This window comes from Kitasatospora sp. NPDC001119 (assembly GCF_053598475.1).
Genome location: NZ_JBSFKI010000036.1, coordinates 22598 through 45651, shown reverse-complemented (window position 1 = coordinate 45651; position 23054 = coordinate 22598). Strand labels below are relative to the sequence as shown.

General features: G+C 73.7%; 2 protein-coding genes. Both read left to right on the top strand.

Annotated elements, in window-relative coordinates:
- The first annotated feature begins 28 nt into the window (after window positions 1–28).
- Window positions 29–9307, top strand: coding sequence for a type I polyketide synthase (locus ACWDD9_RS34040; protein WP_449813747.1), 9279 nt, complete (start codon window positions 29–31; stop codon window positions 9305–9307).
- Window positions 9308–9316: 9 nt separating this feature from the next.
- Window positions 9317–23044 carry a type I polyketide synthase gene (locus tag ACWDD9_RS34035; RefSeq protein WP_449813746.1) on the top strand — a complete coding sequence of 4576 codons (13728 nt, stop codon included), beginning with the start codon at window positions 9317–9319 and terminating at the stop codon, window positions 23042–23044.
- Window positions 23045–23054: the final 10 nt, after the last annotated feature.

Genomic DNA, 23054 nt, shown 5'->3' with positions numbered 1-23054 from the left:
CGCCCTCGTTGATTCGGAGCACATGATCATGGAAACGACCAACGACAGGCTCGTCGAAGCACTTCGCACCTCCCTCAAGGAAGCCGAGCGGCTCCGGCAGCAGAACAGCGCGCTCCTTGCGGCGTCGAGCGAGCCGATCGCGATCGTGGGTGCGGGCTGCCGGTTCCCGGGCGGTGTGACGGGTCCCGAGGAGTTCTGGGACCTGGTGGCCGGCGGTGTCGACGCGGTGGGCGCCTTCCCCGCCGATCGCGGCTGGGAGGCCTTCGAGGAGGCGTTCGGCCGAGGGCAGACGTACCGGCGACAGGGCGGATTCGTCTACGACGCGACCGAGTTCGACGCGGGGTTCTTCGGGATCAGCCCGCGCGAGGCGCTGGCCATGGACCCGCAGCAGCGGCTGCTGCTGGAGACCTCCTGGGAGGCCATCGAGCACGGCGGGATCGACCCGAAGTCGCTGCACGGGTCGATGACCGGTGTGTTCATCGGAGCGAACACGTCGGGGTACAGCTCGGTTCTGCCCGTCGAGGACGAGAGCCTGGACGGCTACCGGCTGATCGGCGCGGTGTCGGCGGTCGCCTCGGGCCGGATCTCGTACTGCCTGGGTCTGACCGGTCCGGCGGTGACGGTGGACACGGCGTGCTCGTCCTCGCTGGTGGCGATGCACCAGGCGATCCTGGCGCTGCGGTCGGGTGAGTGCTCGATGGCGTTGGCCGGTGGCGTGGCGGTGATGGTGTCGCCGGGTGCGTTCATGGAGTTCGGGCGTCAGGGCGGTATGGCGTCGAGCGGCCGGTCGAAGGCGTTCTCGGAGGAGGCCGACGGCATCGGTTGGGGCGAGGGCGCGGGCATGGTGCTGCTGGAGCGCCTGTCCGATGCCCGGCGCAACGGGCACCAGGTGCTGGCGGTGATCCGCGGCAGTGCGGCGAACCAGGACGGTGCGTCCAACGGTCTGGCGGCGCCGAACGGTCCCTCGCAGCGGCGGGTGATCCGTGCGGCGCTGGCCAACGCGCAGCTGTCGGCGGCGGACGTGGACGTGGTCGAGGCGCACGGCACCGGCACGACGCTCGGTGACCCGATCGAGGCGCAGGCGCTGCTGGCCACCTATGGGCAGGCCGAGGACCGCGCCGCCGACCGGCCGCTCTGGCTGGGGTCGGTGAAGTCCAACATCGGGCACTCGCAGTGCGCGGCCGGTGTGGCCGGGGTGATCAAGATGGTGATGGCGCTGCGGCACGAGGTGCTGCCGAGGACGCTGTTCGCCGAGGAGCCGTCCTCGCACGTGGACTGGACGTCCGGGAACGTGCGGCTGCTTCAGGAACCGGTGGCGTGGCCGGCGGGCGAGCGGCCGCGTCGCGCGGGTGTGTCGGCGTTCGGTGTGAGCGGGACGAACGTCCACCTGATCGTGGAGGAGGCTCCGGCGGCCGTCGAACCCGAGGCGCGGGAGGCCCGGGTGCTTCCGGTGCTCGCCGGTGGGGCGTCGGCCTGGCCGGTCTCCGGTCAGAGCGCTGCGGCGCTGGCCGGTCAGGCGGGTCGACTGCGTGAACACGTCGCGGAGCGACCGGAGTTGTCGGTCGGTGATGTGGCGTGGTCGCTGGCGACGACGCGTGCGGCGCTGGAGCGCCGGGCCGTCGTGCTCGGCGCGAACCGGGATGAACTGGCGGCGGGGCTGACGGCCGTTGCCACCGGGCAGCCGGCGGCGGGTGTGGTCACGGGGTCGGTGGCTGCCGCTGGTGTGGGGCGGACGGTGTTCGTCTTCCCGGGGCAGGGGAGCCAGTGGGTCGGGATGGGTCGCGAGCTGGCGGAGTCGTCGCCGGTGTTCGCGGCGCGGCTGGCGGAGTGTGCCGAGGCTCTCGCGCCGTACGTGGACTGGCAGTTGGACGACGTTCTGGCGGGCCGGCACGGTTTCGAGGCCGCTGATGTGGTGCAGCCGGCGCTGTGGGCCGTGATGGTCTCGCTCGCCGCTGTGTGGGAGGCGGCCGGTGTCGCTCCGGACGCGGTGGTCGGTCACTCGCAGGGCGAGATCGCTGCCGCCGCTGTGGCCGGGATTCTCTCCCTCGGCGATGCCGCGAAGGTCGTCGCTCTGCGGAGCAAGACCCTGAAGGTGCTGGCCGGTCGTGGCGGGATGCTGTCGATCGCGGAGCCGGTGGACGGTGTCCGCGCCCGGATCGCCTCGTACGGCACCCGCCTTTCCGTCGCGGCCGTGAACGGTCCGTCGGCGACGGTCGTCTCCGGTGACGCCGACGCGCTGCGTGAACTCGCCGACGCGTGCGGGGATTCGCCGCGTGCCCGGATGATCCCGGTGGACTACGCGTCCCACAGCGCCCACGTGGACGAGCTGCGCGAGGAGATCCTCTCGGTTCTCCAGGGCATCGCTCCGACCGAGGCCCGCATCCCCATGGTGTCCGCGCTGACCGGCGCGTGGCTGTCCGGCCCCGAGCTGGACCCCGCCTACTGGTACGCGTCGCTCCGCGAGACCGTCGAGTTCGACCGTGCCGTGCGCATCCTCGGCGACGCGGGCCACGGTGTGTTCCTGGAGGTGTCGCCGCACCCGGTGCTGACCCCGGCGATCGGCGACAGCCTGGAGGACCGCTCCCCGGTGGTCGTGGGCACCCTGCGGCGCGAGGAGGGCGGCGCTCAGCGCCTGCTGACCTCGCTCGCCGAGGCCTATGTCCAGGGCGCCCCCGTCGACTGGGCGGCGGTGCTCGGCGACGGCACGACCGTCGCGCTGCCGACCTACGCCTTCCAGCGGCGCCGCTACTGGCCCGAGGCCCCGGCGGTGGAGCGCGCGAAGCTGTCGGTGGACGACTGGCGCTACCGCATCACCTGGCAGCCCTCCACCGCTCGTGGCCCGGCGGACCTGTCCGGCACCTGGCTGGTCGTCGGCGACGGCCCCGAGGCGGCGACGGTCGCCGAGGCGTTGGCCGGTCAGGGTGCCGAGGTCGTGACGGCCGTTGGCCCGGAGCAGCTTGGCGCGGTGCCGGCCGAGGGCGTGGCCGGTGTGGTGTCGCTGCTGGCCCTGGACGAGACGCCGCTCGCCGAGCACCCGTTGGTTCAGCGCGGGCTGGCGGAGACCGTCGAGCTGGTGCAGGCGTTGGGCCGGGCCGGGGTCACGGCTCCGCTGTGGGTGCTGACCCGTGGCGCGGTGGCCGTCGGCCCGGACGAGGTGACGACGAGCCCGGTGCAGACGCAGGTCTGGGGTCTCGGCCGTACGGTCGGTCTGGAGCACGCGGACCGTTGGGGCGGTCTGGTCGACCTGCCGCCGGTGGTGGACGCCGATGCGGCCGCTCGTCTGGTCGGCGTCTTCGCCGACGGCAGTGAGGACCAGGTCGCGGTGCGGCCGTCCGGGGTGTTCCTGCGCCGGCTGGTACGGGCGGAGGCCCGGCGCGTCGAGTCGGAGGACTGGTCGCCGCGCGGCACCGTCCTGCTGACCGGCGGCTCGGGTGCGATCGGCGTGGTCCTCGGTCCGTGGCTGGCCGAGCACGGTGCGCCGAGGGTCGTTCTGACCTCCCGCTCCGGCCCGTCGGCGCCCGGGGTGGCGGCGCTCGCGGCCACGCTGGCACAGGCTGGTTCGGCCGTCGAGGTCGTGTCGTGCGACCTGTCGGTGCGCGAGCAGGTGACCGGCATGGTGACGTGGATCGAGGCCTCCGGCCCCGGCCTGTCGACCGTCCTGCACTCGGCGAACACCCCGTTCCTCGCACGGCTGGAGGACACCGACCGCGACGGGCTCGCCCTGGCGGTCGGTGCGAAGGCGGCCGGCGCCGTCCACCTGGACGAGGCGACGGCGGACCTGGACATCGACGAGTTCGTGATGTTCTCGTCGATCTCGGCGACGTGGGGCAGCAACGACCACGCCGCGTACGCCGCCGGGAACTCCTTCCTGGACGGGCTCGCCGAGGACCGTCGGGCCCGTGGCCTGCCCGGGACCTCGATCGCCTGGGGTGTCTGGAACACCCGCGACTGGGACGCCGTGGACGCGGCGATGGACCAGGCTCCCGGCCGCGTCACCCCGCACCGCCTGCTGCGGCAGGGCATGAACTTCCTCGACACCCAGCGGGCGCTGACCGCGCTCGCCGAGGTCCTCGCGGACGACGAGACCTTCATCGCGGTCGCGGACGTCGAGTGGGAGAAGTTCGCGCCGGTGTTCACGGCCGCCCGCCCGCGCCCGCTGCTGGACACCATCCCCGAGGCCCAGGAGGACACCGCCCCTCGTACGGTCGACGAGCAGCGCGGCGAGTTCGCCGCGCGCCTGGCGGGCCTGTCGGTGGCCGAGCGGCGCCGGACCGTCGTGGAACTGGTCCGGGCCCAGGCCGCCGCGGTGCTGGGGCACGACTCCGTGGACGAGATCGTGGCCAGCCGGGCGTTCCGGGAGCTGGGCTTCGACTCGCTGACCGCCGTCGAGCTCCGCAACCGTCTCAACGCGGCCGTGGGCGTCCGGCTGCCGTCCACGGTGATCTTCGACCACCCGAGCGCCTCGGCGCTGGCGGACGAGATCCTGGCCGCACTGTTCGGTACGGACGCGGACGAGGACCAGACCGTGACGGCGGCGGCGGTGTCGACCGATCCGATCGCGATCGTCGGTATGGCCTGCCGCTACCCCGGTGGCGTCCGGACTCCGGAGGAGCTGTGGGACCTCCTGGCGGCGGGCGGGGACGCGATCGGCGCCTTCCCGGCCGACCGCGGCTGGGACGTCGACGCGCTCTTCGACCCGGACCCGGACGCCGAGGGCTCGACCTACGTGGTCGAGGGCGGATTCCTCAGCGGGGCCGCGGAGTTCGACGCCGGGTTCTTCGGCATCAGCCCGCGCGAGGCCCTCGCCATGGACCCGCAGCAGCGCCTCCTGCTGGAGACCTCCTGGGAGGCCGTCGAGCGGGCCGGCATCGACCCGAAGTCGCTGCACGGCTCCGCGACCGGCGTCTTCGTCGGCGCGGCTTCCTCCGGCTACATCGGCGCCGCGAGCGGCGAGGCGGGAGCCCAGGCCCACCTGATCACCGGCAACGCGCTGAGCGTGCTCTCCGGCCGGATCTCGTACTCCTTGGGCCTGGTGGGCCCGGCGGTGACGGTCGACACGGCGTGCTCCTCGTCCCTGGTCGCGCTGCACCAGGCGGTGCAGGCGCTGCGGTCGGGCGAGTGCGACGTCGCCCTCGCCGGCGGTGTGACGGTGATGGCCGACCCCGGCGAGTTCGTCGGCTTCTCGCGCCTGCGGGCGCTCGCCTCCGACGGCCGCTGCAAGGCCTTCGGCGAGGGCGCGGACGGCATGGGCATCGGCGAGGGCGCCGGCATGCTCGTGCTGGAGCGGCTCTCCGAGGCGCAGCGCAAGGGCCGTCGGGTCCTGGGCCTGGTGCGCGGCTGCGCGATCAACCAGGACGGTGCGTCGAACGGTCTCACGGCGCCGAACGGTCCTGCTCAACGGCGGGTCATCCGGGCGGCGTTGGCCAACGCCCGGATCTCGGCGGCGGATGTCGACGTGGTCGAGGCGCACGGGACGGGTACGGAGCTGGGCGACCCGATCGAGGCCGGTGCGCTGCTGGCGACGTACGGCCAGGAGCGGTTCGAGGACCGGCCGTTGTGGCTGGGGTCGGTGAAGTCCAACATCGGGCACGCCCAGCAGGCCGCCGGTGTGGCCGGTGTGATCAAGATGGTGCTGGCGCTGCAAGCTGGTGTGCTGCCGAAGACCCTGCACGCCGATGAGCCTTCTTCGCACGTCGATTGGGAGACGGGCAACGTCCGGCTGCTCCAGGACGCGGTGGCGTGGCCGGCGGGCGAGCGGCCGCGTCGGGCGGGTGTCTCGGCGTTCGGCATCAGCGGCACCAACGCGCACGTGATCATCGAAGAGGCCCCGGCCGCGATCGACGCGAGCGCCCCGGCTCCCGCCCCGGCGGTGGAGAGCGGGGCCCAGGCGTGGCCGGTCTCCGGTCAGAGCGCCGCGGCGCTGGCGGGTCAGGCGGGTCGGCTGCGTGAACACGTGCTGGCGCGGCCGGAGTTGTCGGTGGGCGACATCGCGTGGTCGTTGGCGACGACGCGTGCGGCGCTGGAGCACCGGGCCGTCGTGCTGGGCGGCGAGCGGGTCGAGCTGGCGGCGGGTCTCGCGGCGGTGGCCACCGGGCAGCCGGCGGCGGGTGTGGTGACCGGGTCGGTGGCTGCCACGGGGGTGGACCGGACGGTGTTCGTCTTCCCCGGCCAGGGGAGCCAGTGGGTCGGCATGGGTCGCGAGTTGGCGGAGTCGTCGCCGGTGTTTGCGGCGCGGCTGGCCGAGTGTGCTGCGGCCCTGGCGCCGTACGTGGACTGGCAGTTGGACGATGTTCTGGCCGGGCTTCACGGTTTCGAGGCTGCCGATGTGGTGCAGCCGGCGCTGTGGGCGGTGATGGTCTCGCTCGCCGCCGTCTGGGAGGCGGCCGGTGTCGCTCCCGATGCCGTGGTCGGTCACTCGCAGGGCGAGATCGCGGCGGCTGCCGTCGCGGGGATTCTCTCCCTGGACGATGCCGCCAAGGTCGTCGCTCTGCGGAGCAAGACCCTGAAGGCGCTGGCGGGTCGCGGTGGGATGCTGTCGATCGCCGAGCCGGTGGACGGCGTCCGTACCCGGATCGCGTCGTACGGCACCCGCCTTTCCGTCGCGGCCGTGAACGGCCCGTCGGCGACGGTCGTCTCCGGTGACGCCGATGCGCTGCGTGAACTCGCCGAGGCGTGCGGGGATTCGCCGCGTGCCCGGATGATCCCGGTCGATTACGCCTCGCACAGCGCCCATGTGGACGAGCTGCGGGAGGAGATCCTCTCGGTTCTCCAGGGCATCGTTCCGACCGAGGCTCGTATCCCCATGGTGTCGGCGCTGACCGGCGCGTGGCTGTCCGGCCCCGAACTGGACCCCGCCTACTGGTACGCGTCGCTCCGCGAGACCGTGGAGTTCGACCGCGCCGTGCGTATCCTCGGCGACGCGGGACACGGTGTGTTCCTGGAGGTCTCGCCGCACCCGGTGCTGACCCCGGCGATCGGTGACAGCCTGGAGGAGCGCTCCCCGGTCGTGGTGGGCACCCTGCGACGCGACGAGGGCGGCGCGCAGCGCCTGCTGACCTCGCTCGCCGAGGCCTATGTGCGGGGGCTCCCCGTCGACTGGGCCGGGCTCCTGGGCGGTGGTTCGACGGTGGACCTGCCGACGTACGCGTTCCAGCACCGTCACTACTGGCCCGAGGCGGTGGCCGAGGTTGCCGAGGGCTCCGTCGTCGACGCCGAGTTCTGGGCGGCGGTCGAGGGCGGGGACGCCGACGGCCTTGCGGCGGCGTTGAACATCGACGGTGACCGGCTGGGTGAGGTGCTGCCGGCGCTGGCCGACTACCGGCGCCGTGGCCTGGCCGGGTCGGCGGTCGCGGACTGGCGGTACCGGGTGTCGTGGGCGCCGGTGGGCGAGTCCGGCGGGGTGCTGACCGGGACGTGGCTGCTGGTCGGGGACGGCACCGACGCGGGCGTCGTGGCGCAGGCGTTGGCGGATCACGGTGCCGATGTCGTCACTGCGGACCGTCCTGACCGGATCGGTCAGACCGTGTCCGCGCTCGGTGATCTGCGGGGTGTGGTGTCGCTGCTGGCGCTGGACGAGTCGCCGCAGGCGGCGTTCCCGTGGGTGTCGCGTGGTGGTGCTGACACGCTCGCGCTGGTTCAGGAGCTTGGGCGGCTCGGTGTGTCCGCCCCGCTGTGGGTGGTCACGCGGGGTGCGGTGCGTGCGGTCGCGGGTGATGTGGTGCGGCCGGTGCAGGCGCAGGTCTGGGGTCTGGGTGCCGTGGCGGGGCTGGAGTTGGCGGGCCGCTGGGGCGGGCTGATCGACCTTCCGGCTGCCGTGGACGCCCGCGTCGGTGCGCGGCTGGCGTCGGTCCTGGTCGGGGATGAGGACCAGGTGGCGGTGCGTGCGGGCGGTGTGGTGGCGCGGCGGTTGGTGCGCGCAGGCCGTCCGGTCGTGCGCGAGGCGTGGTCGCCGGGCGGTTCGGTGCTGGTGACGGGTGGCACGAGCGGCGTGGGTGCGATCACCGCCCAGTGGGTGGCGGATCGTGGCGCGGCGCGGGTCGTCCTGACGTCCCGTTCGGGTCCGGGTGCCGCCGGTGTGGCGGAGCTGGCGGCGTCGATCGCGGCTCGCGGGACGGCGGTGCAGGTGGTGGCATGCGACGTCGCCGACCGCGCCTCCGTGGCAAGCCTGCTCGACTCGATCGACGGGACCGGTCCGGCGCTGTCGTCGGTGGTCCACTCGGCCGGGACGGGCGGGAGGACACCGGTGGAGCAGCTGTCGGTGGCCGAGCTGTCGCGGCTGCTGTCGGCGAAGGTCGGCGGCGCCACGGTGCTGGACGAGTTGACGGCGGCTCGGGACCTCGACGCGTTCGTGCTCTTCTCGTCGGGCGCGGGTGTCTGGGGCAGCGGCGCTCTGGCTGGCTATGCGGCGGCGAACGCGCACCTGGACGCGTTGGTCGAGGACCGCCGCTCCCGGGGCCTGGTGGCCTCCTCCGTCGCGTGGGGCCTGTGGGCCGGCGTCGGCATGGCGGCTGGCTCGGGTGGCGACCGGTTGCGCGAGTTCGGTATGGAGGGCATCGACGGGCGTCGGGGCATGCTGGCCTTGGGCCAGGTCCTGGACGCCGGTGAGGGTGCGATGGTGGTGGCCGGCTTCGACTGGCCGCAGTTCGTGCCGACCTACACCCTGCACCGGCCGAGCCGGCTGCTGGCGGACCTTCCCGAGGTCCGTGCGGTCCTGGCCGCCGAGGCCGCCGTCACCACGACGACCGAGGAAGTCGGCGCGTGGGCGGGCCGGTTGGCCGGGATGCCGGTCGCGGAGCAGCGCCAGGTCCTGACCGACCTGGTGCGGGGCCACGCGGCCGCGGTCCTCGGCCATGACTCGGCGGACGACGTGCTGCCGCAACGCGCGTTCAAGGAGCTGGGCTTCGACTCCGTCGGAGCCGTCGAGCTGCGGAACCGCCTCTCCAAGGAGGTCGGTGTCAAGCTGGCCTCCACGATGGTCTTCGACCACCCGAACGCCACCGCCCTCGCGGACTACGTACGAGGTGAGCTGGTCGGCACCGGCGGAGCGGACGACGGCGACCCGGTGCTGGAGACCCTGGAGCGGCTGGCCGCCGAACTGGACTCCGTCGACGGGGGAGCCGACGCGCGCCAGGACATCACCGAGCGCATGCAGACCCTGCTGTCCCGGTGGATGCGGCGCGGCGCCCCCGGCGCCGGCGCGGAGGACGGTGGCGCCGCGGTCACCCGGCAGACCGTGGCCGGACAGCTCAACGAAGCCTCGGCCGACGAGGTTCTGGACTTCATCAACAAGGAACTGGGGGCGTCGTGATGATCTCCGGTGCTCAGATCAAGACGACGTCGAGGAGGACCCACGATGGCCGATGAGAAGCAGCTGCTCGACGCTTTGAGGAAGCTGGCCGCCGAGCACTTCGAAACCCGTGAGCGGGTCAAGGAGCTGGAGTCCGGCGCCCGCGAGCCGATCGCGATCGTGGGCATGGGGTGCCGGTACCCGGGCGGGGCGGTCGGTCCCGAGGAGTTCTGGAACCTGGTGGCCGACGGCGTCGACGCGGTGGGCGGGTTCCCGTCCGACCGCGGCTGGGAGGCGTTCGACAACCAGGGCGGATACCGCCGGCAGGGCGGATTCGTCTACGACGTGGCCGAGTTCGACGCGGGGTTCTTCGGGATCAGTCCGCGTGAGGCGCTGGCGATGGACCCGCAGCAGCGGCTGCTGCTGGAGACCTCGTGGGAGGCGATCGAGCGCGCGGGGATCGACCCGCGGTCGCTGCACGGCTCGGCGACCGGCGTCTTCGTCGGTGCGAGCCACGCCGGTTACGAGGCCAGCCTGCCCGTCGAGGACGCCAGCCTGGACGGCTACCGGCTGATCGGTACGGTGTCGTCCGTGGCGTCGGGCCGGATCTCGTACTGCCTGGGTCTGACCGGTCCGGCGGTGACGGTGGACACGGCGTGCTCGTCCTCGCTGGTGGCGATGCACCAGGCGATCCTGGCGCTGCGGTCGGGCGAGTGCTCGATGGCGCTGGCCGGCGGTGTCGCGGTGATGGTGTCGCCGGGTGCGTTCATGGAGTTCGGGCGTCAGGGCGGTATGGCGTCGAGCGGTCGGTCGAAGGCGTTCTCGGAGGAGGCCGACGGGATCGGCTGGGGCGAGGGTGCGGGCATGGTGCTGTTGGAGCGCCTGTCGGACGCCCGGCGCAACGGGCACCAGGTGCTGGCCGTGATCCGTGGCAGCGCGGCCAACCAGGACGGCGCGTCGAACGGCCTGTCCGCGCCGAACGGCCCCTCGCAGCGGCGGGTGATCCGCGCGGCGTTGGCCAACGCCCAGCTGTCGCCCTCCGACGTGGACGCGGTGGAGGCCCACGGCACGGGTACGACGCTCGGTGACCCGATCGAGGCCGGCGCGCTGCTGGCGACGTACGGTCAGGAGCGGTTCGAGGACCGGCCGTTGTGGCTGGGCTCGGTGAAGTCCAACATCGGGCACTCGCAGTGCGCGGCCGGTGTGGCGGGTGTGATCAAGATGGTGATGGCGCTGCGGCACGAGGTGCTGCCGAAGACGCTGTTCGCCGAGGAGCCGTCCTCGCACGTGGACTGGACGTCCGGGAACGTGCGGCTGCTCCAGGAACCGGTGGCATGGCCGGCGGGCGAGCGGCCGCGTCGGGCGGGTGTGTCCGCGTTCGGCGTGAGCGGGACGAACGTCCACCTGATCGTGGAGGAGGCCCCGGCGGCCACCGAGGCGGCGGCTGAGCCGGCGGGCCAGGAGAGCCCGGTGCTCACCGGGGCGGCGGGTGTAGCCTGGCCGGTCTCCGGTCGCAGCGTGGCGGCGCTGGCCGGTCAGGCGGGTCGGCTGCGTGAACACGTCGCGGAGCGGCCGGAGTTGTCGGTCCGCGATGTGGCGTGGTCGCTCGCGACGACGCGTGCGGCACTGGAGCACCGGGCGGTCGTGCTCGGCGCGGACCGGGATGAGCTGGCGGCGGGGCTGACGGCTGTCGCCACCGGGCAGCCGGCGGCGGGTGTGGTCACGGGGTCGGTGGCTGCCGCCGGGGTGGGGCGGACGGTGTTCGTCTTCCCCGGTCAGGGCAGCCAGTGGGTCGGCATGGGGCGTGAGCTGGCGGAGGCCTCGCCGGTGTTCGCGGCCCGGCTGGCGGAGTGTGCCGAGGCTCTCGCGCCGTACGTGGACTGGCAGTTGGACGATGTCCTGGCGGGCCGGCACGGTTTCGAAGCCGCTGATGTGGTGCAGCCGGCGCTGTGGGCCGTGATGGTCTCGCTCGCGGCCGTGTGGCAGGCGGCGGGCGTCGCTCCGGACGCGGTGCTGGGCCACTCGCAGGGCGAGATCGCCGCTGCCGCCGTCGCGGGGATTCTCTCCCTCGATGACGCCGCCAAGGTGGTGGCTCTGCGGAGCAAGACCCTGAAGGTGCTGGCCGGTCGTGGCGGGATGCTGTCGATCGCCGAGCCGGTGGACGGTGTCCGCGCGCGGATCGCGTCGTACGGCACCCGCCTTTCCGTCGCGGCCGTGAACGGTCCGTCGGCGACGGTCGTCTCCGGTGACGCCGACGCGCTGCGTGAACTCGCCGAGGCGTGCGGGGATTCGCCGCGTGCCCGGATGATCCCGGTGGACTACGCGTCCCACAGCGCCCACGTGGACGAGCTGCGCGAGGAGATCCTGACCGTCCTCGACGGGATCCGGCCTCGTGAGGCGCAGGTCCCGATGATCTCCGCGCTGACCGGTGCATGGCTCGCGGGCCCCGAGCTGGACCCGGCCTACTGGTACGCGTCCCTCCGGGAGACCGTCGAGTTCGACCGCGCCGTGCGCATCCTCGGCGACGCGGGCCACGGCGTGTTCCTGGAGGTCTCCCCGCACCCGGTGCTGACCCCGGCGATCGGCGACAGCCTGGAGGACCGCTCTCCGGTGGTCGTGGGCACCCTGCGCCGCGACGAGGGCGGTTCTCAGCGCCTGCTGACCTCGCTCGCCGAGGCGTACGTCCAGGGCGCCCCCGTCGACTGGGCGTCGGTGCTCGGCGACGGGACGGCCGTCGCGCTGCCGACCTACGCCTTCCAGCGGCGGCGCTACTGGCCCGAGGCCCCGGCGGTGGAGCGCGCGAAGCTGTCGGTGGACGACTGGCGCTACCGCATCACCTGGCAGCCCTCTGCCGCGAGCGGCCCGGCGGACCTGTCCGGCACCTGGCTGGTCGTCGGCGACGCCCCCGACGCGGCCACGATCGCCGAGACGCTGACGGCGCGTGGCGCCGAGGCGGTGCGGACGACGCTCGCGGGCCTCGACGAGGCCATCGCAGGAGCGGGCGGGGACGTGCGCGGTGTGGTGTCGCTCCTGGCGCTCGACGAGTCGCCGGACGCCGAGTTCGCGTGGCTGTCCCGGGGCAGCGCGGACACCCTCGACCTGGTCCAGAGGTTGGGCCGGGCCGGGACCACCGCTCCGCTCTGGGTGCTGACCCGTGGCGCGGTGCAGGTCGCCGCCGACGAGGTGACGACCAGCCCGGTGCAGACGCAGGTCTGGGGTCTCGGCCGTACGGTCGGCCTGGAGCACGCGGACCGCTGGGGCGGCCTGCTCGACCTGCCGCCGGTGGTGGACGCCGAGGCCGCGGCTCGTCTGGTCGGCGTCCTCACGGACGGCAGTGAGGACCAGGTCGCGGTGCGGCCGTCGGGTGTGTTCCTGCGCCGTCTGGTGCGGGCGGAGGCCCGTCGCGTCGAGTCGGAGGACTGGTCGCCGCGCGGCACCGTCCTGCTGACCGGTGGCACCGGCTCGATCGGCGTCTGCATCGGCCCCTGGCTTGCTGAGCACCGCGCGCCGAGGGTGGTTCTGACCTCCCGGTCCGGCCCGTCGGCGCACGGTGTGGCGGCGCTGGCCGCCGCCGTGGCGCACGGCGGTTCGGCCGTCGAGGTCGTCAGCTGCGACCTGACGGAGCGTGCGCAGGTCACGGCGATGGTGGCGTGGATCGAGAACACCGGCCCCGGCCTCTCCACCGTCCTGCACTCCGCCAACGCGCCGATCCTGGCCCGGGTGGAGGACACCAGCCGGGAGGAGCTGGCCGTCGCGGTCGGCGCGAAGGCGGCCGGCGCCGTCCACCTGGACGAGGCGACGGCCGACCTGGGCATCGACGAGTTCGTCCTCTTCTCGTCGATCTCGGCGACCTGGGGCAGCAACGACCACGCCGCCTACGCCGCCGGCAACTCCTTCCTGGACGGCCTGGCGGAGGACCGTCGGGCCCGCGGCCTGCCGGGCACCTCGATCGCGTGGGGCGTGTGGAACACCCGTGACTGGGACGCCGTCGACGCGGCGATGGACCAGGCGCCCGGTCGCGTCACCCCGCACCGGCTGCTGCGGCAGGGCATGAACTTCCTCGACACCCAGCGGGCGCTGACCGCGCTCGGCGAGATCCTGGCCGACGACGAGACGTTCATCGCCCTCGCGGACGTCGAGTGGGAGAAGTTCGCACCGGTCTTCACGGCCGCGCGGCCTCGCCCGCTGCTGGACACCATTCCGGAGGCCCAGGAGGACACGACGGTCCGTCGTGACGAGGACGGGCGCGGTGACTTCGAGCTCCAGCTGGCCGGCCTGTCGGCGGCCGAGCGGCGCCGGACGGTCACCGAACTGGTGCGGACGCACGCGGCCGCGGTGCTGGGCCACGAGTCGGTGGACGAGATCGTGGCCAGCCGGGCGTTCCGGGAGCTGGGCTTCGACTCGCTGACCGCCGTCGAGCTCCGCAACCGCCTGAACACCGCGTGCGGCCTGCGGCTGCCGTCCACGGTGATCTTCGACCACCCGAGTGCCTCGGCGCTGGCGGACGAGATCCTGGCCGCGCTGTTCGGCACGGACGCGGACGAGGGCCAGGCCGTGACGGCGGTGGCGGTGTCGACCGATCCGATCGCGATCGTCGGCATGGCCTGCCGTTACCCGGGCGGCGTCCGGACGCCGGAGGAGCTGTGGGACCTCCTGGTCGCGGGCGGGGACGCGATCGGCGCGTTCCCGGCGGACCGCGGCTGGGACATCGAGGCGCTGTTCGACCCCGACCCCGACGCCGAGGGCTCGACCTACGTCGTGGAGGGCGGATTCCTCAGCGGGGCAGCGGAGTTCGACGCCGGGTTCTTCGGGATCAGCCCGCGCGAGGCGATGGCCATGGACCCGCAGCAGCGCCTCCTGCTGGAGACCTCCTGGGAGGCCGTCGAGCGGGCCGGCATCGACCCGAAGTCGCTGCACGGCTCCGCGACCGGCGTGTTCATCGGCGCGGCGTCGTCGGGCTACATCGCGACGGGCGCCACCGTCCCGGGCGCCGAGGCGCACCTGATCACCGGAAACGCGCTGAGCGTGCTCTCCGGCCGGGTGTCGTACACGCTGGGCCTGAACGGGCCCGCGGTGACCGTCGACACGGCATGCTCGTCGTCCCTGGTCGCGCTGCACCAGGCGGGCCAGGCCCTGCGGTCGGGCGAGTGCTCGATGGCGCTGGCGGGCGGCGTGACGGTGATCGCCGACCCGGCCGAGTTCGTCGGCTTCTCGCGCCTGCGGGCGCTCGCCTCCGACGGCCGCTGCAAGGCCTTCGGCGAGGGCGCCGACGGCATGGGCATCGGCGAGGGCGCGGGCATGCTCGTGCTGGAGCGACTCTCGGACGCCCGCCGCAACGGGCACCAGGTGCTCGGCGTGCTCCGGGGGAGCGCCGTCAACCAGGACGGCGCCTCCAACGGCCTGTCCGCCCCCAACGGCCCGGCCCAACGGCGGGTCATCCGGGCGGCGTTGGCGAGTGCGCAGCTGTCGGCCGCGGATGTCGACGTGGTCGAGGCGCACGGGACGGGCACGGAGCTGGGTGACCCGATCGAGGCCGGTGCGCTGCTGGCGACGTACGGCCAGGAGCGGTTCGAGGACCGGCCGTTGTGGCTGGGGTCGGTGAAGTCCAACATCGGGCACGCGCAGCAGGCTGCCGGTGTGGCCGGTGTGATCAAGATGGTGCTGGCACTGCGGGCCGGGGTGCTGCCGAAGACCCTGCACGCGGATGAGCCCTCCTCGCACGTCGATTGGGAGACGGGCAACGTCCGTCTACTCCAGGACGCGGTGCAGTGGCCGGCGGGCGAGCGGCCGCGCCGGGCGGGTGTGTCCGCCTTCGGCATCAGCGGCACCAACGTCCACCTGATCGTGGAGGAGGCCCCGGCGGCCGTCGAGGCGGCGGCTGAGCCGGCGGGCCAGGAGAACCCGGTACTCACCGGGGCGGCAGGCGTGGCCTGGCCGGTCTCCGGTCGTGGCGCGACCGCGCTGGCGGGCCAGGCGGGTCGGCTGCGCGAGTACGTGCTGGCGCGGCCGGAGCTGCCGGTGGGCGACGTCGCGTGGTCGCTGGCCACGACGCGATCGGTGTTCGAGCAGCGTGCGGTCGTGCTGGGCGGCGAGCGGGGCGAGCTGGCGGCGGGACTCGCGGCGGTGGCCACGGGGCAGCCGGCGGCGGGTGTGGTGACCGGGTCGGTGGCGGCCTCGGGCGTGGGGCGGACGGTGTTCGTCTTCCCCGGCCAGGGCAGTCAGTGGGTCGGGATGGGGCGTGAGCTGGCGGAGTCTTCGCCGGTGTTTGCGGCGCGGCTGGCCGAGTGTGCTGCGGCTCTCGCGCCGTACGTGGACTGGCAGTTGGATGACGTTCTGGCGGGCCGGCACGGCTTCGAGGGCGCCGACGTGGTGCAGCCGGCGCTGTGGGCGGTGATGGTCTCGCTCGCCGCGGTCTGGGAGGCGGCGGGTGTCGCTCCCGATGCGGTGGTGGGTCACTCGCAGGGTGAGATCGCTGCCGCTGCGGTGGCCGGGATCCTGTCGCTGGAGGACGCGGCGAAGGTCGTCGCTCTGCGGAGCAAGACCCTGAAGGCGCTGGCCGGTCGCGGTGGGATGCTGTCGATCGCCGAGCCGGTGGCGGGTGTCCGGGCGCGGATCGCTTCGTACGGCTCTCGCCTGTCGGTGGCGGCGGTGAATGGTCCGTCGGCGACGGTCGTCTCCGGTGACGCGGATGCTCTGCGTGAACTGGCGGACTCCTGTGGGGAGTCGCCGCGTGCCCGGATGATTCCGGTGGACTACGCCTCGCACAGCGCCCATGTGGACGAGCTACGGGAGGAGATCCTCTCGGTTCTCCAGGGCATCGCTCCGACCGAGGCTCGTATCCCCATGGTGTCGGCGCTGACCGGCGCGTGGCTGTCCGGCCCCGAGCTGGACCCCGCCTACTGGTACGCGTCCCTGCGCGAGACGGTGGAGTTCGACCGCGCCGTGCGGATCCTCGGCGACGCGGGTCACGGTGTGTTCCTGGAGGTGTCGCCGCACCCGGTGCTGACCCCGGCGATCGGCGACGCCCTGGAGGCGCTGTCCCCGGTCGTGGTCGGCACGCTGCGACGCGACGAGGGCGGCGCGCAGCGCCTGTTGACCTCGCTCGCCGAGGCCTATGTCCAGGGCGCCCCCGTCGACTGGGCGGCGGTGACGGCCGGCGGTACGACCGTCGCGCTGCCGACTTACGCGTTCCAGCACCGCCACTACTGGCCCGCCTTGGACGGCCGCCGTTCCGAAGCGGGCGAGGCCACCGGTGCGGAGGCGGGTTTCTGGACCGCCGTGGAGAGTGGTGATGTCACCGCGCTCGCCGATCTGCTCGGGGTGGACCCGGCGGATGCCGCGCTGGGTGCGCTGACCGACTGGCGGCGCCGTGAGCGGGCCGGCTCGGCGGTTGCCGATTGGCGGTACCGGGTGTCGTGGGCGCCGGTGAGCGAGTCCAACGGGGTCCTGGCCGGGACGTGGCTGCTGGTGGGGGAGTCCCCGGATGCCGCTGCCGTCGCGGAGTCGCTGGAGCACCACGGGGCAACCGTGGTCCGCTCGGCTCCGGACGGCGTCGCCGCTGCGGTGGCCGCGTGCTCCGACCTGCGGGGTGTGGTGTCGCTGCTGGCGCTGGACGAGTCGCCGGAGGAGGCGGGTCCGTGGGTGTCGCGTGGTGGCGCTGACACACTCGCGCTGATCCAGGAGCTTGGCCGGCTCGGTGTGTCTGCCCCGCTGTGGGTGGTCACGCAGGGTGCGGTGCGGGCCGTCGCGGGTGATGCGGTGCGGCCGGTGCAGGCGCAGCTGTGGGGTCTGGGTGCCGTCGCGGCGCTGGAGTTGGCGGGCCGCTGGGGCGGGTTGATCGACCTTCCGGCTGCCGTGGATGCCCGCGTCGGTGCGCGGCTGGCGTCGGTCCTGGTCGGGGATGAGGACCAGGTCGCGGTGCGTGCGGGCGGTGTGGTGGCGCGGCGGTTGGTGCGCGCAGGCCGTCCGGCCGTCCGCGAGGCGTGGTCGCCGCGTGGTTCGGTGCTGGTGACGGGTGGCACGAGCGGCGTGGGTGCGATCACCGCCCAGTGGGTGGCGGATCGTGGCGCGGCGCGGGTCGTGCTGACGTCCCGTTCGGGTCCGGGTGCCGCCGGTGTGGCGGAGTTGGCGGCCTCGATCGCAGCTCGCGGTGCGGCAGTTGACGTGGTGACGTGTGACATCGCCGACCGCGCCTCCGTGGCGGAGATCCTGGACCGTATCGACGCGACGGGTCCGGCGCTGTCGTCGGTGGTCCACTCGGCCGGAACGGGCGGGCGGACACCGGTGGAGCAGCTGTCGGTGGCCGAGCTGTCGCGGCTGCTGTCGGCGAAGGTCGGCGGTGCCATGGTGCTGGACGAGTTGACGGCCGGCCGCGACCTCGACGCGTTCGTGCTGTTCTCGTCGGGCGCGGGTGTGTGGGGAAGCGGTGGCCTGGGCGGCTATGCGGCGGCGAACGCGCACCTGGACGCGTTGGTGGAGGAGCGCCGTTCCCGTGGTCTGGTGGCCTCGTCGGTCGCGTGGGGCCTGTGGGCCGGCGTCGGCATGGCGGCCGGTTCGGGTGGCGAGCGGTTGCGCGAGTTCGGCATGGAGGGCATCGACGGGCGTCGGGGCATGCTGGCGCTGGGCCAGGTCCTGGACGCCGGTGAGGGCGCGATGGTGGTGGCCGGCTTCGACTGGCCGCAGTTCGTGCCGACCTACACCCTGCACCGGCCGAGCCGGCTGCTGGCGGACCTCCCCGAGGTCCGTGCGGTCCTGGCCGCCGAGGCCGCCGTCGAGTCCACCACCGAGGAAGTCGGCGCGTGGGCGGGCCGGTTGGCCGGGATGCCGGCCGCTGAGCAGCGCCAGGTCCTGACCGACCTGGTCCGGGGCCACGCGGCCGCGGTCCTCGGCCACGAGTCGGCGGACGACGTACTGCCGCAACGCGCCTTCAAGGAGCTGGGTTTCGACTCCGTCGGAGCCGTCGAGCTGCGGAACCGCCTCTCCAAGGAGGTCGGTGTCAAGCTGGCCTCCACGATGGTCTTCGACCACCCGAACGCCACCGCCCTCGCGGACTACCTGCGGGGCGAACTCGTCGGCACCGGCGGCCAGACGGCCCAGGCCGACGGCGCGGTCCAGGTCGTGGCCGCGGCGATCGGCGAGCCGATCGCGATCGTCGGCATGGGGTGCCGGTACCCGGGCGGTGTGACGGGGCCCGACCAGTTCTGGGACCTGCTCGTCGCGGGGACCGACACGATCAGCGAATTCCCGACCGACCGCGGCTGGGAAGCCGTCGAGGAGGGCTTCGGCCAGCGGCAGGCGTACCGCCGACAGGGCGGATTCATCTACGACGTGGCCGACTTCGACGCGGGGTTCTTCGGGATCAGTCCGCGTGAGGCGTTGGCGATGGACCCGCAGCAGCGGCTGCTGCTGGAGACGTCCTGGGAGGCGATCGAGCGCGCGGGGATCGACCCGAAGTCGCTGCACGGCTCGGCGACCGGCGTCTTCGTCGGTGCGAGCCACGCCGGCTACGACGCGAGCCTGCCGGCCGACGACCGGAGCCTGGACGGCTACCGGCTGATCGGCACGGTGTCCGCCGTCGCCTCGGGCCGGATCTCGTACTGCCTGGGCCTGACCGGCCCCGCCATCACGGTGGACACGGCCTGCTCGTCCTCCCTGGTGGCGATGCACCAGGCGATGCTCGCCCTGCGCTCGGGCGAGTGCTCGATGGCGCTGGCCGGCGGTGTCGCGGTGATGGTCTCGCCCGGCGCGTTCATGGAGTTCGGCAGCCAGGGCGGCATGGCCTCCAGCGGCCGGTCGAAGGCGTTCTCGGACGAGGCCGACGGCATCGGCTGGGGCGAGGGCGCGGGCATGGTGCTGCTGGAGCGTCTCTCGGACGCCCGGCGCAACGGCCACCAGGTGCTGGCGGTGATCCGCGGGAGCGCGGCCAACCAGGACGGTGCGTCCAACGGCCTGGCGGCGCCCAACGGCCCCTCGCAGCGGCGGGTGATCCGCGCGGCGCTGGCCAACGCCCAGCTGTCGCCCTCCGACGTCGACGCGGTCGAGGCCCACGGCACCGGCACCTCGCTCGGCGACCCGATCGAGGCGGGCGCGCTGCTGGCGACGTACGGCCAGGAGCGTTACGAGGACCGGCCGTTGTGGCTGGGATCGGTGAAGTCCAACATCGGCCACACCCAGTGCGCCGCCGGCGTCACCGGCGTGATCAAGATGGTGATGGCGCTGCGAAACGGCATGCTGCCGAAGACCCTGCACGCGGACCAGCCGTCGACCCACGTGGACTGGGAGACGGGCAACGTCCGGCTGCTCCAGGAGCAGGTGGAGTGGCCGGCGGGCGAGCGGCCGCGCCGGGCGGGTGTGTCGGCCTTCGGTGTGAGCGGCACCAACGTCCACCTCATCCTGGAGGAGGCGCCCGACGCCGAAGCCGAGGAGCTGGAAGCCGAGGTGCTTCCGGTGCTCGCGGGTGGGACGTCGGCCTGGCCGGTCTCCGGCCAGAGCGCTGCGGCGCTTGCGGGTCAGGCGGGTCGACTGCGTGAACACGTGCTGGCGCGGCCGGAGTTGCCGGTCGGCGACGTCGCGTGGTCGCTGGCGACGACGCGTGCGGCGCTGGAGCACCGGGCCGTCGTGCTCGGCGGCGAGCGGGGCGAGCTCGCTGAGCGTCTGGCGGCGGTGGCGACGAAGCAGCCGGCGTCCGGTGTGGTGACCGGGTCGGTGGCTCCTGGCGGGGTGGGGCGGACGGTGTTCGTCTTCCCCGGCCAGGGGAGCCAGTGGGTCGGCATGGGGCGTGAGCTGGCCGAGTCGTCCCCGGTGTTCGCGGCCAAGCTGGCGGAGTGTGCCGAGGCTCTCGCTCCGTACGTGGACTGGCAGTTGGACGACGTTCTGGCGGGCCTTCACGGTTTCGAGGCCGCCGATGTGGTGCAGCCGGCGCTGTGGGCCGTGATGGTCTCGCTCGCCGCCGTCTGGGAGGCGGCGGGCGTCGCTCCGGACGCGGTGGTCGGTCACTCGCAGGGCGAGATCGCGGCGGCCGCCGTCGCGGGGATTCTCTCCCTCGGCGATGCCGCGAAGGTCGTCGCTCTGCGGAGCAAGACCCTGAAGGCCCTTGCTGGTCGTGGTGGGATGCTGTCGATCGCCGAGCCGGTGGAGGGCGTCCGGGTGCGGATCGCCCCGTACGGCACCCGCCTTTCCATCGCGGCGGTGAACGGCCCGTCGGCGACGGTCGTCTCCGGTGACGCCGACGCGCTGCGCGAACTCGCCGAGGCGTGCGGGGATTCGCCGCGCGCCCGGATGATCCCGGTGGACTACGCCTCGCACAGCGCGCACGTGGACGAGCTGCGCGAGGAGATCCTCTCGGTTCTCCAGGGCATCGTGCCGACCGAGGCTCGTATCCCGATGGTGTCGGCGCTGACCGGCGCGTGGCTGTCCGGCCCCGAGCTGGACCCCGCCTACTGGTACGCGTCGCTCCGCGAGACGGTGGAGTTCGACCGCGCCGTACGGATCCTCGGTGACGCGGGCCACGGCGTGTTCCTGGAGGTCTCGCCGCACCCGGTGCTGACCCCGGCGATCGGTGACAGCCTGGAGGACCGCTCCCCGGTGGTCGCAGGCACCCTGCGACGCGACGAGGGCGGCGCCGAGCGCCTGCTGACCTCGCTCGCCGAGGCGTACGTCCAGGGCGCCCCCGTCGACTGGGCGGCGGTGCTCGGCGCCGGCACGGCGGTCGCACTGCCGACCTACGCCTTCCAGCGGCGCCGCTACTGGCCCGAGGCCCCGGCGGTGGAGCGTACGAAGCTGTCGGTGGACGACTGGCGCTACCGGATCACCTGGCAGCCGTCCGCCATCAGCGGCTCGGCGGTCCTGTCCGGGCCCTGGCTGCTGGTCGGGGACGCGCCGGATGCCGGTGCGGTGGCCGACGGGCTGGCCGGTCGTGGCGCCGAGGTCGTGCGGACGACGCTCGCGGGCCTCGACGCGGCCATCGCCGGTGCCGGTGCGGATGTCCAGGGCGTGGTGTCCCTCCTGGCCCTGGACGAGACGCCGGACGCCGAGTTCGGGTGGGTCCCGCGCGGCAGCGCCGACACCCTCGACCTGGTGCAGAGGCTGGGCCGGGCCGGGATCGCCGCTCCTCTCTGGGTGCTGACCCGTGGCGCGGTGCAGGTGGCCGCCGACGAGGTGACGACCAGCCCGATCCAGACCCAGGTCTGGGGTCTGGGCCGGGCCGTGGGCCTGGAGCACGCGGACCGCTGGGGTGGTCTGGTCGACCTGCCGCCGGTGGTGGACGTCGAGGCGGCGGCCCGGCTGGCCGGCGTGCTCGCGCACGGCCGGGAGGACCAGGTCGCGCTGCGTCCGTCGGGTGTGTTCCTGCGCCGCCTGGTGCGCGCCGAGGAGCACCGGCCCAAGGCCGGGGCCTGGAGCCCGAAGGGGACGGTCCTGCTGACCGGCGGTACGGGCTCGATCGGTGTCTGTGTCGGCCCGTGGCTTGCCGAGCACGGCACGCCGAGGGTGGTTCTGACCTCCCGTTCGGGTCCGGCGGCGCCCGGGGTGGCGGCGCTGGCCGCCACTGTCGCGGCTGCGGGTACCGCCGTCGAGGTCGTGTCGTGCGACCTGACGGAGCGTGCGCAGGTCACGGCCATGGTCGCGTGGATCGAGGACTCCGGCCCCGGCCTGTCCACCGTCCTGCACTCGGCGAACACGCCGTACCTGGCCCGACTCGAGGACACCAGCCGGGAGGGTCTGGCGGCGGCACTGGGCGCGAAGGCGGCCGGCGCCGTCCACCTGGACGAGGCGACGGCGCACCTGGGCATCGACGAGTTCGTGATGTTCTCGTCGATCTCGGCGACCTGGGGCAGCAACGACCACGGCGCCTACGCGGCGGGCAACTCCTTCCTGGACGGCCTCGCCGAGGACCGTCGCGGCCGGGGCCTGCCCGGGACGTCGATCGCCTGGGGTGTCTGGAACACCCGTGACTGGAACGCGGTCGACGCGGCGATGGACCAGGCGCCCGGCCGGGTGACCCCGCACCGGCTGCTGCGGCAGGGCATGAACTTCCTGGACACCGACCGGGCCCTGACGGCGCTCGGCGAGATCCTGGCCGACGACGAGACGTTCATCGCCCTGGCGGACGTCGAGTGGGAGAAGTTCGCGCCGGTCTTCACGGCCGCCCGCCCGCGCCCGCTGCTGGACACCATTCCGGAGGCGCAGGAGGACACCTCCTCCGGCCGTCCGGAGGACGACCAGCGCAACGAGTTCGCCGCCCGCCTGGCGGGCCTGTCGGCCGCCGAGCGGCGCCGGACCGTGGTGGAGCTGGTGCGGACGCACGCCGCCGCGGTCCTCGGCCACGACTCGGCGGACGAGATCATGGCGAGCCGGGCCTTCCGCGAGCTGGGCTTCGACTCGCTGACCGCCGTCGAGCTCCGCAACCGCCTGAACAGCGCGTGCGGGGTGCGGGTGCCGTCCACGCTGGTCTTCGACCACCCGACCCCGGAGGCGGTGGCGGACTTCCTGATCACCGAGCTGACCGGGAGGGAACTGGTCGGCCACACGGCCGTGCTGGACGAGTTCGAGCGGCTGGCCGCCGGGCTCACCCCGTCGGACGACGAGACCCGCGCGGAGATCGTCGCCCGCCTGGAGGCGCTGACCCAGCGCTTCCGCGCCGTCCGCGAGACCGGGGCGGACGGGACGGGCGAGGCCGACGAGCGCGCTCTGCAGGAGGCCACCGCCGACGAGCTGTTCGCCCTCCTGGAGGACGAGCTCGACGACCCGGACTTCGACTGACCATGCCGGG